The following is a 17224-nucleotide window of genomic DNA, read 5'->3' as shown; positions in this document are numbered from 1 at the left end:
AAAACATTTCTTCGGTCCAGCGGGAAATAATGTTGTTCATAATTCTAATGGAGCATACGCTACAGGGGATGCATTCTACTATATGGCATATCGTATGCTTGATAAAGATGGTGCGGTAACTTATACGCATGAAATGACGCATAACTCAGATAGAGAAATTTATCTTGGAGGATATGGAAGAAGAAATGGATTTGGACCAGAGTTTTATGCTAAAGGATTGTTACAAGCTCCTGATCATCCATATGATCCTACTATCACAATTAACTCTGCACTAAAATATGATAAATCTGAAGAATCAACTAGACTTCAGGTAAAAGATCCTACAGAACGATTTAAAAATGCAGAAGATTTACAAAAATATATGCATAATATGTTTGACGTAATTTATATGCTAGAATATCTAGAAGGTAATGCAGTAGTTAAACTAGGTGTTGACAAAAAAAATGAAATGTTAAGAAAAATAGAAAATAAATTTGAAACAGATCCAGATGGAAGTAACGCTTATGCAACTAATGTTGTTCGTTATTTAACAGGTGAAGAGCTTAATAAGTTAAATTCATTTGATAGTCTAATTGAAAATGATATTATAACAAGAAGAGGTTATATAGATCAAGGTGAGTATGAGAGAAATGGCTATCATACAATTAAACTATTTTCACCAATTTATTCAGCTTTAAGTAATAATGAAGGAACACCGGGTGATTTAATGGGTCGTCGTATGGCGTTTGAATTGTTAGCTGCAAAAGGATTTAAAGATGGAATGGTACCATATATTTCTAATCAATACGCAGAAGAAGCAAAAGAAAATGGTCATGTTATTACATCATATGGTAAAGTAATAGGTAATGTAACTGATAAGTTAGTGCTTGATAAAGTATTTAATAATCGTTATTCATCTTGGGTAGAATTTAAAAAAGCAATGTATGAAGAACGAAAATCTAAGTTTAATAGATTAACAACTATTAGTATTATTAATCCAAATAGTTCTTTTGGACGACAAGAAACAGTAAGAATTAATAATATTAATAGGCTTGAAAGAATGATTGAAGAAGCAGTACAGGCTGATGCCGATAATTACACTTCGATATTATATCCTAACACTAATAGCCGAGTTCATAAACTTAAACAAGCAATCTTTAAAGCTTATCTAGATAAAACGGATGATTTTAGAACTTCAATATTTGGAGAACAGTAAGATAAATTATATTTTTGTGTAAATATATAAGTAAGGAGGTGTGAATATATTTCGCATGTCCTTATTTATATTTATTAGAATACTATTCTATACAGTATTAATGTAGGCAGATATTATGAGCTGGATCTGTGATATAATAAAACTATAAGAGTAAAAGGAGAATTTGATATGATAAAAATTGAAGTATGTGCTAATAGTGTTCAGGATTGTTTGGTAGCTCAAAGTGAAGGTGCAGATAGAATAGAATTGATTAGTGCTAGCTACTTAGGGGGATTAACGCCTACTACCACAGTTTTAGATATGGTACTTGAAAGTGGAGTTGAAATACCTATAATGGCGATGGTAAGACCTAGGGGAGGTGGTTTTTGCTATTCGGAAATAGAAAAAGAACAGATGTTCAGAGAAGCTAGAGAACTGCTAGAACACGGTGCAAAAGGGATAGTATTTGGCTTCTTAAATGAAAGTAGAAAAATTAACTGGAAAGAGACTGAGAAAATGATAAATTTATGTAAAAGTTTTAAAGCGGAAAGTGTCTTTCATAGAGCGTTTGATTGTTCAAATGAGCCAGAATATAATATTCAACGTTTGATTGAATTAGGTTGTACCAGAGTTTTAACTAGTGGACTAGGTGCAAATGTAAATAGAGGTGTAAAACTTTTAAAACGGCTTCAAGAAAAGTTCGGGGATAAAATTGAGATTCTAGCAGGTGCGGGTATCACTACAGAGAATATTGAGTATATTATTAAAGAAACAGGAGTTGCCCAAGTACATGGAACTTTTAAAAAGTATGGAATTGATCCAACGACAACCGGAGTGGATGTAACTTATAGGTATACTGACGAAGGTGACTATGAAGAAGTGAATCCTCAGGAGTTAGCACTAGCTATAGACATAGTAAAAAAATTAAATAAGGAAATGTATTAAAATGTTTAAAAATATGCATCATATAGCGATTATAGGAACAAATTATAGTGAAACTAAGGAATTTTACGTGGATAAATTAGGATTTGAAGTTATTAGTGAATATAATCGTCCAGAGAAGAATGATATAATATTAAATGTAAAACAAGGGAATCTAGTATTAGAAATTTTTATTAAAGAAGATGCTCCATTGAGACCTAAGATGCCAAGTCCAGAATACAGTGGACTAAGACATTTAGCTTTTAAAGTTGAAGATGTAGAAGCGGTTCTGAAAAAATTTGATGAATTAGATATTCCACATGAAGAATTAAGATATGATGATTTTGATAATAAGAAAATGGCATTTTTCTTTGATCCAGATGGACTGCCGTTAGAGATACATGAGTAAAGATAAAGAAAGCGGCAGCACTAAAAATTTCAAATAAAAAGTTTATGTAAGAATACAGATTTTTTGATATCTAAATTCGTTTTATAATAGCCTTTTATATGTATAATACACTTTACGGGAGTGACTATACGAAATCGATTTCTCAGAAATTGCGATTTTGTAGTTGCTCCCTTTCTTTATTTTTTTATGCAATAAAAAGAAAATTCTATTGATTTTTCTGAAAATATATGTTTAAATAGAGAAATGTAATTAAAATAAACTTAAAAAAGGAGAAGGATAATGCAATTTAGAAAAAAAGCTGCTGTTTCGTTTGTAACGGCAACGTTATTACTTACAAATCTACATGTAATGAATTTTAATAATTTAGAGAAAAAATGGGTATATGCTGAGGAAAATGGTAAGATTGATGCCTTATCTAATGCCTCTGCACATACTTTTAAAGATGAAGACAAAGTTAAAATTATTGTATCTTTAAAAGAGGATAAAGTAGATCCTAATTCATTAAAAACAGAAGAAGGACGAAAAGAACGTGAAAAAAGCACTAAAGAACCACGTGAAAGAGCTTTAAAAGAAATTAAAGATAAAGGTGTCGATTATAAAGTATTATTTGAATATGATACACTTTTAAATGGATTTTCTTTAGAAACTTCTTATGCTGATGCTAAAAAAATTCAGGCGATGGATTTTGTAAACAGTGTTGAAGTGAGTGTTGATTACGAAGTTCCTGAGACTACTACAAAAAATAATGAAGATGATACTGCTTTAAAAAATACAGTTATCGATAGTAATAGAATTATTGGAGTTCAAGGACTTTGGGATAAAGGTTATAAAGGTCAAGGAAGAGTCGTAGCAGTTATTGATTCAGGTTTAGATCCTAATCACGATATTTTACACCTAACTGATGCTAGTAAAGCTAAGTATAAAAATAAAGCTGAACTAGAATCAGTAAGAGAAAAAGCTGGAATCGATTATGGTAAATGGTATAGTGATAAACTGATTTATGCATTTAACTACTACGATTGGGATAATAACTTAAAAGAGAAAAAAGATAAATCTCACGGAATGCACGTTGTAGGTACTTCAGTAGGTAATCCAACGAAAAAAGCACCAAACAATGAATATGTAGCTGGAGTTGCGCCAGAGTCACAATTAATCTTTATGAGAGTTTTCTCAGATAAACAAGGTGGGGCAAAAACAAGTACGTTTTTATATGTTAAAGCTATTGAGGATGCTGTTAAATTGGGTGCTGATTCTATTAATATGAGCTTAGGGGCAACAGCTGGAGCAGTAACAGAAGTTGGACAAGGTACTATCGATGCAATTGCACTTGCTAAAAAGGCTGGAGTTAACGTAGTAGTTGCGGCGGGGAATGATAATGTATTTGGAAATGGTCAAAGTAAACCAAGTGCATCTAATCCAGATTATGGATTAATCGGAACACCATCTGTAACACCTGACTCAATAGCTGTAGCAGCTATAAACAATAGTGTAATGAATACTGAAGTTATGACTTTAGTAGGATTAGAAGGAAATGAAGAATGGGATAATGGAGAAGCTACAATAAGACCATTTACTAAGAAATTTGATCCTAAAGTTGAGTATTCATTATTTAATGCTGGATATGGTTTAGAAAATGATTTTAAAAATCAAGATGTAAAAGGTAAGATTGCAGTGATGATGCGTGGGGGTGGAAATACCTTTGCTGATAAAGTAGCAGCAGCTAAGAAGGCTGGAGCTGTAGGAGCTGTTTTATACAACACTAAAGAAGGTGGAGAAGAATTACTAAATGTAGCATTAAATAATTACGATAGTGATTTCCCTGTAGTGTTTGTTGGGTATAAATTTGGTAATTTATTAGCTACTTATCCAGATTTCTACAAATTGAAATTTACAGGGCATTTTAGTAAGAGGCCTCATCCACAAGCAAACCAACTTGCTGATTTTACAAGTTGGGGAGTAACTGGAGACGGACTATTTAAGCCTGATGTTACGGCACCAGGTGGTGATGTTTATTCTTCATTTAATAATGGAACTTATGGATTAGATAGTGGAACAAGTATGGCATCACCACATGTAGCTGGAGCTATATCTTTAATGAAACAAGTATTCCAAGAAAGATATCCAGATCTACAAGGTGAAGAATTACAGAAATTAATAAAACATCTATTAATGAGTACTGCGATTCCAAATTATAATAATGAAACTAAAGCCTTTACGTCACCTAGACAACAAGGAGCAGGGGTTATTGATGTATCTAAAGCGGCATTTGGTGATTTATATGTAACTGGAGATAATGATTATGGAAGTATCTCTTTAGGTAATGTCCAAGATACATTTAAATTTAATGTAGTACTACACAACTTATCTGATCAACCTAAGGAACTTGTTTACAAGTCTTATTTAAATACTGATGGTGTAGAAAATGGACAAATTACACTAAAACCAAGACAATTATCAGAAAGTAATGGAGGAGAAACAGTAGTTGTTCCTGCAAAAGGAGAAAAAACAGTTACTATCACAGTTGATGCTACGCAATTTAGAAATGAATTAGAAGGACAAATGCCAAATGGTTATTATCTTGAAGGATTTGTAAGATTCTTTGATCCTAAAGATACGAATACAGCTGTTGCTGGAATTCCATATGTTGGTTTTAAAGGTGAGTTCCAAAATCTACCTGTAGTAGAAAAACCAATATATGAATTTAAAGGGAATGAAAAACCATTCTATTACTATAAACCTAATACAACAGAACGTGATGATAAAAATAACTTTACTTCATTAGTTACTGTTGATGTAAATGGTGAAGAAAAGAACATTAAAGTTTTAGGAGAGTATACTGATCCTAAGACTAAGTCTAATTATTTTGGTAAATTAGCATTTTCTCCAAATGGGGATAGACAACACGATGAGATTGGATTTAAAGCAACTTTCTTAAGAAACTATGAGAATCTTAAATTATCAGTTTATGCTAAAGATGATGTTGAACGTAAAAATCCATTATATGAAAATGGTAATGTTTCTGGTAAAAAGAATTTCTTCCACAATAAAGCTACAAATAAAAAAGCTGTGTTAGTTACTGAAACAAACTGGAAGGGACAAGATAAAAACGGAAATCCACTACCAGATGGAGAATATCAATATGTAGTTAGTTATAGTCCTGTTGCAACAGGTGCGAAGATGCAAGAAACAGCGTTTAACGTTACGCTTGATAGAGTTGCACCACAAATTGTTGGTACAGGTGGAGTTTATGATGAAAAAACTAGAACATTTAAACCATATGCTGTAAAAGAAAATGGAAGTGGATTACTTTATAAGAAATTAAGCTATAAAGTGACTAAAAAAGGTAAAGACGGTAAAACTGTTGAAAAAGAAGTGGAAGTAGAACCAAATATAGATGGTACATTTACTCTTCCAGAAAAAATATCTCTAGATAAATTTACTTATGAAGTGAGTGACTTTGCAGGGAACAAAGATAGTGTTGGAATTTCAAAAGTTCAGAATACTGAAAAAGGTACTGTAGAAATTAAAACTACAGCTAAAGATGGAACAGGTGATTATTCTACTAACGTAAGATATGCTATTAAGAATGAAAAAGGGGAATTAGTAGGAGAAGACTTCACGAAAAATGGTAAGAACCTAACAGCTCTACCGTATGGTAAATATACTGTACAAGTAGTTTTAACTGATGAAGCTCTTAAATTAACTAGTCCTAAAGAAGTTGCTTTTGAAATTACTAAAGATGATTCAACTAAAACAGTAGAATTTACATTTGAAGAACAAAAGAGAAATACGACAATAATTAAATTTGATAAAGTTATACCTGCTGGAGCAAAAGTATTTGTTACAAATGAACAGGGTGAAAAAATAGAATTATCAAAAAGTCTATATAGTGAAAAAGAATTCCAAAAACGATTAAATAATGGTAAATATACTGTTGAAGTAGTATTACCTGAGGGATATAGATCTTCTGAAAATAATTTTGAACTTGTAGTAGGAAATGGTCGTAATACAAAAGAGTTACAATTAAGTGTAGCTGAGAAAGTAGCTAGTGTTACAACTGCAGAAGGTGCAACTACTCCAGCGACTGTTGAGTTTGGAGAAGCTAAACTTTATAATGATTATAAACTTGTAGTTGGAGATGTTGAAAAAGCTAGCAAGGAAAAAATACTTAAACAGCTAACTGATAGTAAGATTGATTTAACTAAATATGATGTAGTATTTTATGATATCCATTTAGAAGATAGAAATAATAAAGTTGTAGAAGTTGATGGAACTAGAAAAGTTACTCTATCATTAGATAAAATGCCAGCAAAATTTGGTCATGAGAAAAAAGATGGAACAATTGAACCGGTTAATGGTGAAGTAGTAGATGGTAGATTCGTCTTTACAGTAGGTGGATTTAGTAATTTTGTGGCTCTTATAGAGAAAAATGCGCCTAAAGAAGAGGTTAAAGTAGATAAGAGTCAATTGAAACTTGCTTCTGATAATTTCAAAGTTACAACTGATAGTGATAAGTATGAATATGCGTCATTAGATGCTAAAGAGGCATACAACAAAGCAATTAATAAAGCTAAACAACTTTTAGAAGATGAACATGCAATACAAGAAGAAGTGAATAAAGCTGTTGAAGAGTTAAATGCCGCTATTTCTAAACTTACTGGTGTTAAACCAAAAGAGGCAAAAGGTGAGCCAGAGAAAGTAGATGCACCTAAAGAATACACAGGGGTGCAAGCAGGAGCAGTTGTAGAACCAGAAAAAGTAGAAGCTCCGAAAGAATATACTGGCAAAGTAGAACAACCAAAAGCAGAGACACCTAAAGAAAATAAAGATGAGCAACCAAAAGCAGAAGTACAAAGTGTAGATAAAAAAGAGCTTGCGGCTGAAGTTGAGAAAAATGGAGACCTTACATCACAAGATAGCTTTAAAGAAGCAGAAGAAGCAGCTAAGAAAGAATATAAAGAAGCTCTTAAAGCAGCTATCTTAGTATTATCTAATGCAAATGCAAAACAAGATGAAGTAAACAGTGCATTAGAAACTCTTAAAAAAGCAGCAGAGAAGGTAAGTAAAGAAAAATCTAAATTATCAACATTACTTGGCGATGTATTTAAAAAAGATAAGGATAAAGATAAAGCAAGTGTTGGATTAGCAGACATAGCTAAAGATCAAGGAATGGTAGCAAACAATTCTCAAGTAAATCTTGGAACTGTTGGTAAATCAAATTCTCTATTAGCTAAAACAGGAACATTAGCTTTACCTACAACCTTTGTAGGACTTGCATTAATTTGTTTAGTATACGTACTGAGAAAAAGAAAAAATACTAAATAATAGGTAGTTTAATAATTCTCTTTAACCTTAAGGTTAAGGAGAATTATTAATTTGTATTATGAAAGGGCTAAATATAGAGAGTTGTTGAAATATTGAAATTAGTAATGATTGTAAGGAATTAGGTATGAGTATTAATACTGAATAGGTAGTTGAAAATTTGAAAATTATTAAAAAAGTTCTTGACATAATTTGATGAAAAATGTATAATAAATATTGTTCTTGATATGGCGGCTGTGGCGAAGTGGTTAACGCATCGGATTGTGGTTCCGACATTCGGGGGTTCGATTCCCCTCAGCCGCCCCATTAAAATTTAATATCTTTAGGCGGCTTAGCCAAGTGGTAAGGCACGGGTCTGCAAAACCTTGATCACCGGTTCAAATCCGGTAGCCGCCTCCAATTTTTACTCATCTTTTTATAAGGTGTTTTTTTTATGCCTAAATTACGGTTTATATTATTTATGATTCTTGTATTATGAAAATATTCGGGAATTTATTGATAATTACCGAGGGAGTGACTCAAAAATCGTGATTTCATAGAAATCGATTTTGTCGAGTCACCCCCGCACAGTTTATTAGGTATCTAAAGAGCTTTTATAAAGCGAATTTAGATATCAATAAACCACTGCGTCTATGAGTTCTCATCTGAACTTTGTTACATTTTAGGACTTCTGTATCAGCCCCGTAAAATTCTTATTAAAATTGTTATTATTTCCTTTTAAAAGCTAGATATATTGTTTTTTTTGTGATAAAATTATATCAAATTTATTTTTAAAATATCGAGGAGGAAATAATATGAAAAAAATATTATTGGCGTTATTTAGTTTTATTTTTGTCTTCTCTATAGTTGGATGTACTGCAAAGACTGAAACGAAAAAAGAAGAAAAAGTTATTAAAATGGGATTTGTTCCTCTGAAAAATAGTGAGAAACTTGTTGAAGATCTTAAACCAATCTCTGATTATCTTTCTGAAAGATTAGGAGTAAAAGTAGAAGCTTTCACAGCTAGTAACTATATTGGTGTAGTTGAAGGTTTAGGTAGTGGAAGTGTTGATTTTGGTATCATTCCTCCATTTTCATCACTACTAGCTCAGAAACAAAGTAGTGCAAAACCTATACTAACATCAAAAGGTAAAACAGGAAAACCTGGATACACTGCTGAATTATATGTAAGAAAAGATTCTGGTATTAAATCACTTCAAGATGTTAAAGGTAAAAAAGTAGCATTCGTAGATCCTTCATCTTCATCAGGATATATTTATCCAGGTGCTATGTTAGTTGAAGCAGGTCTTAACTTAGATAAAGATATTAGTTATCAATTTAGTGGTGGACACGATAAGAGTTTACAACTACTTCTTAACAAAGATGTTGATGTAATAGCAACATTTGATGGAGTGGAAGATAGATATGCTAAAGACTTCCCACAAGCAAAAACTGATATTCAAAAATTAGCAACTAGTGATATGATTCCTGGTGTTATGGTTACAACTTCTAGCAAAATGGATAAAGAGTTACAAGAAAAACTAGAAAAAGCTCTTCGTGACATAGAGAAAGATCCAAAAATGAAAGAATTATTCACAAAGATGTTTAGTATCACTGGATTTACTGATGTGGATCAAGATGCATATAAAAAAGTAGAAGCAACTGCAAAAGTTATGAATGTTGATTTAGATAAAGTAAAATAGAAATATGAACTTGGTGCATAATGTGCCAAGTTTTTTTTGTCTGTAATTTTAGAAATTATTTTGATTATATAAAACACTTGAGATTTTTTACGTTTAATTTTATAATTAAATAATCAATCAGGAGTGTGAATGTAATGTACGCATATATTAAAGGAAAAATTTCGGAAGTTAATCCGACAAATATCGTTGTAGATAATAATGGAATAGGTTATGAGATAGTTGTTGCTAATCCGTATGAATATCAATTAAATGAAGAAAAAATAGTTTTTATAAGTCAACAAGTAAGAGAAGATTCTAATATTCTTTATGGATTCTCTAATAAAGATCAGAAAAAAGTATTTTTACTATTATTAAAGGTAAAAGGTGTAGGACCTAAGAGTGCTTTAGCTATATTAGCTGGAGGAACTAGTGAAGAAATTATTGGAGCCATCGAGAATCAAGATGTAACATATTTAACGAAGTTTCCGGGAATTGGGAAAAAATCTGCTCAACAAATTATTCTTGATTTACAAGGTAAAGTTGATTTCAGTATGACTAATATTAGTAGTGCTCCAACTGCTGTAAATAATTACCTAAGTGATGCAATGTTAGCATTAGAAGCTCTAGGATATAGTAAAAAAGAACTTACAAAAATTGAGAAAAAATTATCGGCATTTGATTTCTCTGGTGTTGATGAATATGTAAAACAAGGATTAAAATTATTAATGAATGCATAATTGATGAAAGGAGGAAATTATGGAAGATAGAATGGTATCTGCAAGCCAAAATTTTGGTGAAGAGCGTGAGGAACAGTCTTTAAGACCGAAGTTTCTTAGCCAGTATATAGGACAAGAACAGATAAAAAGTAATTTAAAAATATTTATAGAAGCTGCAAAACTTCGTGGTGAAGTTCTAGATCACTGCCTATTATACGGACCTCCTGGATTAGGGAAGACTACACTAGCGACAATTATTGCTAATGAGATGGAAGTGGGGATTAAATATACTTCAGGGCCTGCAATAGAGAAATCTGGAGATTTAGCTGCTATATTAACTAGTCTTGAACCAGGTGATGTTCTTTTTATCGATGAAATTCACAGAATAAGTAGATCTATTGAAGAAATATTATATTCTGCGATGGAAGATTTTTATCTTGATATTGTAATTGGAAAAGGTGAAGAATCGCGTAGTATTAGAATTGAACTACCACCATTCACATTGGTTGGTGCAACGACAAGAGCAGGAGCTTTAACTGCGCCACTTCGAGATAGATTTGGTGTGCATTGTCGTCTGGAATTTTATACGATTTCTGAACTGCAAAATATTATAGAAAGAACATCTGATATTTTTGAATGTGATATAGATGAAGAGAGTTCATATGAAATAGCCATGAGATCTCGTGGAACACCTCGTATAGCGAATAGACTTCTTAAACGTGTAAGAGACTTTGCTCAAGTGAAAAATGATGGTGTTATAGCTAAGGATTTAGCTGTTGAGTCATTAGATTTACTACAAGTAGATGCGAAAGGTCTTGATAATATTGATTATAAAATACTTGAATGTTTAATTAAACGTTATGATGGTCGTGCTGTTGGCCTTGAGACAATTGCTGTGACTATTGGTGAAGAAAGTATTACTATAGAAGATGTTTACGAGCCATATCTTGTAAAAGAAGGATTTATAGAACGTACAGCTAGAGGACGTCGTGCCACACCTAAGGCATATCAACATTTAGGAATCGCGTATAAAGTCGAATAATTAATAAATAATGGGTTTCGTTAAGTTGGGAGTGACTCCAAAATCGCGATTTTGGAGAAACAAGATTTTGTTGAGTCATCTCCGCAAAGTTTATTAGATATCTAAAAAGCTTTTATAAAGCGAATTTAGATATCAATAAACCACTGCGTCTAGGAGTTATCATATACACTTTTTTAAAATTTAGTACTTTTGTGTCAAAACCTTTTCGGAACCTATTTTAGTTGTTATTGATAATATCTTTTAATTAGAAATGATATTAATTGTAAAATAAATTAAAGTATATTAAACTTGTGTAGTAAAATATTAGAAATTTTAGAAGGATTAAATTCGTATGATTGATAGTAAACAATTTATAAATACTAGACATAAAAATCAAAAGATTAATTATGATAACGTGCTAAAAGAACTTATTAAAGAATGGGAGAAGACTAATTTTCGTCCAAAAATTCTTATTCACTCTTGTTGTGCTCCTTGTAGTACATATGTACTAGAATACTTATCTGAGATTAGTGATATTACAATATTTTTCTCAAACTCTAACATACATCCAAAAGAAGAATATATTAAACGTATGTTAGTACAAAAAGATTTTGTCGAAGAGTTCAATAAAAGAAATGACAAAAAGATTAAATTCTTGGCTGATGAGTATGCACCAAGTAAATTTATCAGTGCTGTAAAAGGACATGAAGAGGATAGAGAAGGTGGAGATAGATGTCATATTTGTTATGAAATGCGTTTAGACTCTTCTGCTCAGAAGGCTGAAGAGCTAGGTTACGATTATTTCGCTTCTGCTTTGACTTTAAGTCCAAAGAAAAATGCAACTGTAATAAACGAAGCAGGTTATGTACTTCAAGAACAGGTTTCTATATATTATCTACCTTCAGATTTTAAAAAGAATAATGGTTACAGAAGATCTGTAGAAATGTGTAATGATTATAATATATATAGACAATGTTATTGTGGATGTGTATTTGCCGCTAAAGATCAAGGAATAGATTTTAAAGAGGTTAATCAAAATGCTCGTGATTTTAATAGAAACCATGAAGATTATGAGAGGTTTAAATCTATTATTAAACTAGGTGGAGAATTGGTTTAATTTTCATAAATAAGTTTACAGTATAAAAATAAAAACATAATAATTTTAAATTTAATTAATAAGCATAATATAAAAAAGTATCGTTACTTCCTTGTAATAGATACTTTTTTATGATTTTTACGTTTTATTGGTAATTAGTACTGAAAAAAGTGTTTTCATTATATTTTCAATATATGAGAAGTAAATGCTTACTATACAGATAAGAAACTGTTTTCTTTGTTATAGAATAAGCACTAATCTTAGTATTGAATAAGTATAAAATACTTGTAAATATTGCTTTCATGTGTTATTATTTGAATGTAAATATTTTTTTAAATAAAAGGAGACATGACTATGTTACAAAAAGAATTTAAAGTAATCGATGAAACAGGAATCCACGCTAGACCAGCTACTTTATTAGTACAAGCTGCTTCTAAATTCCAATCAAATATTGAATTAGAATTCAACGGACGTAAAGTTAATTTAAAATCAATTATGGGTGTTATGAGTCTTGGAGTTGGAAAAGACGCTGATATCGTAATTTATGCTGACGGAGCTGACGAAGCAGAAGCATTAGCAGCATTAGAAGAAACAATGAAGAAAGAAGGATTAGCATAAAATGTTACAACTAAAAGGTATTGCAGCCTCTCAAGGGATATCTTTTGCTAAAGCATACATTTTAGTTGAGCCAAGCCTAACAGTTAGTGAGGTTAAAGTTCAAGATGTAGTTGCTGAGGTTAAACGTTTTGAAGATGCGATTGAAATTTCTAAAAAAGAATTAACAATCATTAAAGATAAAGCATTAGAAAATTTAGGTGCTGACAAAGCAGCAATTTTCGAAGCTCATTTATTAATTTTAGAAGACCCAGAATTTATGGGAACTGTTAAAACTGACATTCAATCAAAAGAAATTAACGCTGAATATGCACTAAAAGAAACTTCAGATATGTTTGTTTCAATGTTTGAATCTATGGATAATGACTACATGAAAGAACGTGCAGCTGATATCCGTGACGTATCTAAACGTATTTTAGCTCACTTACTAGACGTAGATTTACCAAATCCAAGTTTAATCGATGAAGAAGTTATTGTTATCGCAGAGGACTTAACTCCATCTGATACAGCTCAACTTAACAAACAATTTGTTAAAGGTTTTGCTACAAATATTGGTGGGCGTACATCTCACTCGGCTATTATGGCTAGATCATTAGAAATTCCTGCAGTAGTAGGAACTAGTACAATCACTGATGAAGTTAAGAATGGAGATGTGCTTATTCTTGACGGATTAAATGGTGTTGTATATGTAAATCCAGATGAAGCTACTACAGCTGAATTAAAAGAAAAACATGCTAAATTTGAAGAACAAAAAGCTGAATGGGCTAAATTAAAAACAGAAAAATCTGTAACTAAAGATGGTCATGAAGTGATTTTAGCAGCTAATATTGGGACACCTGCTGATTTAGAAGGTGTTAACAACAATGGTGGAGAAGCTGTAGGATTATATCGCACAGAATTCTTATACATGGGACGTGATCAATTACCAACTGAAGATGAACAATTCGAAGCTTATAAAGCAGTATTAGAAGGAATGGGTGACAGACCTGTTGTAGTTCGTACTTTAGATATCGGTGGAGATAAAGAATTACCATACCTAGATTTACCAAAAGAAATGAATCCATTCTTAGGGTTTAGAGCAATTCGTCTTTGCCTAGAAGAAAAAGAGTTATTCAGAACTCAACTTAGAGCATTATTACGTGCATCTGTTTACGGTAAACTTTGTGTAATGTTCCCAATGATCGCTACAGTTCAAGAATTCAGAGATGCTAAAGCTTTATTCTTAGAAGAAAAAGAAAAATTAGTAGCTGAAGGTGTTGCAGTAAGTAACGATATCGAATTAGGTATCATGGTTGAGATTCCATCAACTGCTGTTATTGCTGATATCTTCGCTAAAGAAGTTGACTTCTTCTCAATTGGTACTAACGACTTAGTTCAATATACTATGGCTGCAGACCGTATGAGTGAAAAAGTTTCATACTTATACCAACCATATAACCCAGCAATTTTACGTCTTGTGAAAAATGTTATTGAAGCATCTCACAAAGAAGGTAAATGGACTGGAATGTGTGGAGAAATGGCAGGAGACAGCTTAGCTATTCCATTATTATTAGGTATGGGATTAGATGAGTTCTCTATGTCAGCTACTTCAATTCTTCAAGCACGTAGCCAAATCAAAAACTTATCATTAGAAAAAATGAAAGAGTTAGTTGATAAAGCTATTATGTGTTCAACAACTGAAGAAGTACTAGCGTTAGTAGAAGAATATACGAAATAAAGAAATATATAAATAAAATCATTCTTTCTTCGAAAAGGGGAAAGAGTGATTTTTTCCCATGCCCCGAACTTGACAAAGAGCCTTAATTATAAAGGGAAAAAACATATTAGTTTACTTTAAATAATTAAGATTAATTTGGTGTATAATAATTAGTGTATTCGATAAAAATTAGTATAGAGTTAAGTTTAAGATTTTAATAATAATATAAAAATGTATTCAAGGAGATTTTTATGGAAAAGATACATACATCAGAAAAATGGCTAAAAGAATATGAAGAAGTTAAGAATTTACTTACATCATCTGTAAATTATGCACATTGTTTTGAAATGAAAGAAATACAAGGTAAGGAAGTTTTTGTTTTAGATATGGGGGAAGTGAATTTCCCAACTGGAGAAATTTTGGTTAGAGACCCGTTAGTATGGCTTCATAGAGATGAAAAACCTTATTTACAGTCCGTGCCTGTAGGAAAATTTAGAATAAAAACGCTAGTAGCAAAAATAGAGGAAGACCATTACAGATATGTGATGAGTAGAGTTAAATTTACAGAAGAAGAACCTGTTATTTACTACGAAGCATTAAAGGGAGATGAAAATCTAGATTCTCTTGAAGAAGGGAGTATTTTCGGATTTTTTGTAGATGCAGGGCTTGCGACAATAGTAGATGTTGAAACTAAAAATTCATATTGTGATTTTGAAGATAGTTGGTATGAAGAAAATCCTGGTAAAAATATTTATGATGATTTTTTTGCTGAAATTTTTGAAAAAAATGCAGTAGAAAATCCACTTTATCAACGTGAAGGAGGAGATTGGATTAATTTCAGAATTCCTAATACTGATTTGAACATTCCGATGATTCAAACAGGTTTTGGAGATGGAGTATATCCTGTGTATTTTGGATATGATAAGAATAAAAATCTTTGTGACATTGTTATAGAGTATATTTATCTAGGATAAGGAGATTATTTATGACGATAGAAGAAGTCTATGATTATTTTCATAACTATGATTCTAAGGTATATCAGATTTTTGCTTGTATGGGAAACGAACCATCAGAAAAGGATATATTAAATTTTGAGAAGTAGTATGATGTAAGTCTTCCAGATGATTTTAAAGAGTTTACTATGTCTCCTTTGGGAGGACTTTATATGGAAGTTAGAGAAGAATTATGTTCAAAAGCTAAGGTATATGATGTAGCACCATTTTGTATATTTTGTCAAGGAATTATAGTATATGGTATTGCAAAAGGAATACCAGATTATCTAGATATTCGTGTAAAAACAAAAGAATTACATGAGGAAGGTTTAGAAGACTATATTCCATTTTTTTAATAATCGGTGATGGAAATACAATATTTTGCTTTGATAAAAATAATAGAATTGTCGCACTTGATTGGTATTCTAAAGTTGCTTTTGAGGAAGATGAAGTGAACTTTTCTGATTTCTTGCTTAAGAAAATTAAAGAGTTGGAAGAACGTAAAATGCAAATAATAGAGATGCTCGAAAATAGAAAAAATTAGTGAATAAAACTACATAGGAATGTAGTTACTAATACTATATGAATAGGTTTGGCATTTTTTTAAATTTAATGTTTGGAGAGAAAATATGAAAATAATAGATAAAATCAAACAAATTGAAAAATATATATGTGAAAATTTTGAAGAATGGGATTTGGAAGATCCCGTAGAAGAATATCTTGACGATTATCACGAAATTTCAGGAGCTTCAGAGATAGAGATTGTATCTTTCGAGAAAAAAATAGGTATAACCTTGCCTAATGATGTAAAAGAAATTTACAAATATAAAAATGGGAGTAAATACTTGAGTATTTTTCCTTGTATTCATAGATGAAAGAGAAATGCCATTTTGTTTAATGAGTCTGCAAGATATAGAAAATATAAAGGAATATTTTCAAAATAAAGATGCCTTATTAACAGAATTTACTGAATATTTCTCAAGTGATGAGGTAGACAAAATGAGGGATAGTAGAGTAAAACCATATCTTTTTAATAAAAGGTGGATTTCTTTTGCTGAGTATGGTGATAGTTGCTTTCTAATGTTTGATTTCGATCCAAATAATGCTGGGAAAGAAGGTCAGATTATTTGTTATATTCATGATTCTGATGAAATAGTTTATGTAGCTGAAGGAATTACAGAATTGATAGATGAGATAATGACTGAAATTAATTAGCGTTATAATCTAACATTTTTGATGGAACTGCTAAATTAGAACTTAAAATAACATATATTGAGTTCATCAGTTATCATGACTTATTTTTGCCGTATTAGTTGACATCGTGGTATTTTTATATTATTATTTTAACTATATAATTTAAAAGCAATGATTAAGACGGTATATTGGATGTTTTTAACAGGGAGCAACTTCGTGACTGAAAGAGTTGTATAAACTGAGAATATATTTTCAGCTTATGAGTAATTGTATAAGTAGACTATGAGTACAATCGGGTGGTACCCGTTATCAACTATGTTAAGGAAGCGATAATGCTTTAAAATACGGGTGGTACCACGATATATTCGTCCCTTGAGACTTAGTCTCGAGGGGCTTTTTATTTTGGA

14 protein-coding genes and 2 tRNA genes are annotated in these 17224 nt (G+C 31.3%); all 16 read left to right on the top strand.

The window, feature by feature from the left end; all coding sequences use genetic code 11:
• Positions 1-1195, top strand: a 1195-nt coding sequence (locus RWQ74_RS03435) for a ZmpA/ZmpB/ZmpC family metallo-endopeptidase (RefSeq protein ID WP_314396819.1), incomplete at its 5' end; no start/stop codon positions are given.
• A 168-nt stretch (positions 1196-1363) separates the two neighbouring features.
• Positions 1364-2119 carry a copper homeostasis protein CutC gene (locus RWQ74_RS03430; RefSeq protein ID WP_314396817.1) on the top strand — a complete coding sequence of 252 codons (756 nt, stop codon included), beginning with the start codon at positions 1364-1366 and terminating at the stop codon, positions 2117-2119.
• Between the two features lies 1 nt (position 2120).
• Positions 2121-2504: a VOC family protein gene (locus tag RWQ74_RS03425; protein ID WP_314396815.1), complete on the top strand. Its 384-nt coding sequence runs from the start codon at positions 2121-2123 to the stop codon at positions 2502-2504.
• A gap of 279 nt (positions 2505-2783) precedes the next feature.
• Positions 2784-7829, top strand: coding sequence for a S8 family serine peptidase (locus RWQ74_RS03420; RefSeq protein WP_314396813.1), 5046 nt, complete (start codon positions 2784-2786; stop codon positions 7827-7829).
• 227 nt (positions 7830-8056) lie between these two features.
• A tRNA-His gene (locus RWQ74_RS03415) sits at positions 8057-8132 on the top strand.
• A gap of 19 nt (positions 8133-8151) precedes the next feature.
• A tRNA-Cys gene (locus tag RWQ74_RS03410) sits at positions 8152-8225 on the top strand.
• Between the two features lie 395 nt (positions 8226-8620).
• Positions 8621-9508, top strand: coding sequence for a phosphate/phosphite/phosphonate ABC transporter substrate-binding protein (locus RWQ74_RS03405; protein ID WP_314396810.1), 888 nt, complete (start codon positions 8621-8623; stop codon positions 9506-9508).
• Positions 9509-9642: 134 nt separating this feature from the next.
• On the top strand, positions 9643-10224 hold the full coding sequence (ruvA, locus tag RWQ74_RS03400; protein WP_314396808.1) for a Holliday junction branch migration protein RuvA: 582 nt from the start codon (positions 9643-9645) through the stop codon (positions 10222-10224).
• Positions 10225-10243: 19 nt separating this feature from the next.
• A complete protein-coding gene (gene ruvB / locus RWQ74_RS03395; protein WP_314396806.1) occupies positions 10244-11245 on the top strand; it encodes a Holliday junction branch migration DNA helicase RuvB in 1002 nt (333 codons plus the stop codon).
• 331 nt (positions 11246-11576) lie between these two features.
• Complete coding sequence (locus RWQ74_RS03390; RefSeq protein ID WP_314396804.1) at positions 11577-12341, top strand: epoxyqueuosine reductase QueH; 765 nt, start codon at positions 11577-11579, stop codon at positions 12339-12341.
• A gap of 333 nt (positions 12342-12674) precedes the next feature.
• A complete protein-coding gene (locus RWQ74_RS03385; RefSeq protein ID WP_003145399.1) occupies positions 12675-12938 on the top strand; it encodes a phosphocarrier protein HPr in 264 nt (87 codons plus the stop codon).
• A 1-nt stretch (position 12939) separates the two neighbouring features.
• The gene (ptsP, locus tag RWQ74_RS03380; protein ID WP_314396802.1) at positions 12940-14652 is read left to right on the top strand and encodes a phosphoenolpyruvate--protein phosphotransferase; all 1713 of its coding nucleotides are present in this window, start codon (positions 12940-12942) and stop codon (positions 14650-14652) included.
• A gap of 230 nt (positions 14653-14882) precedes the next feature.
• Positions 14883-15605, top strand: coding sequence for a DUF4241 domain-containing protein (locus RWQ74_RS03375; RefSeq protein WP_314396800.1), 723 nt, complete (start codon positions 14883-14885; stop codon positions 15603-15605).
• 191 nt (positions 15606-15796) lie between these two features.
• Positions 15797-15979 (top strand): hypothetical protein, encoded by a 183-nt coding sequence (locus tag RWQ74_RS03370; RefSeq protein ID WP_314396798.1) that lies wholly within the window; start codon positions 15797-15799, stop codon positions 15977-15979.
• 273 nt (positions 15980-16252) lie between these two features.
• Positions 16253-16498, top strand: a complete 246-nt coding sequence (locus RWQ74_RS03365; protein WP_314396796.1) for an SMI1/KNR4 family protein — start codon at positions 16253-16255, stop codon at positions 16496-16498.
• Positions 16499-16505: 7 nt separating this feature from the next.
• Complete coding sequence (locus tag RWQ74_RS03360; RefSeq protein WP_314396794.1) at positions 16506-16838, top strand: SMI1/KNR4 family protein; 333 nt, start codon at positions 16506-16508, stop codon at positions 16836-16838.
• The last annotated feature ends 386 nt before the right edge of the window (positions 16839-17224 follow it).

Origin of the sequence: uncultured Gemella sp. (assembly GCF_963525165.1) — a bacterium.
GTDB lineage: Bacteria > Bacillota > Bacilli > Staphylococcales > Gemellaceae > Gemella.
The sequence above is the reverse complement of the archived record's forward strand: the minus strand, read 5'-3'. Positions and strand labels throughout refer to the sequence as shown.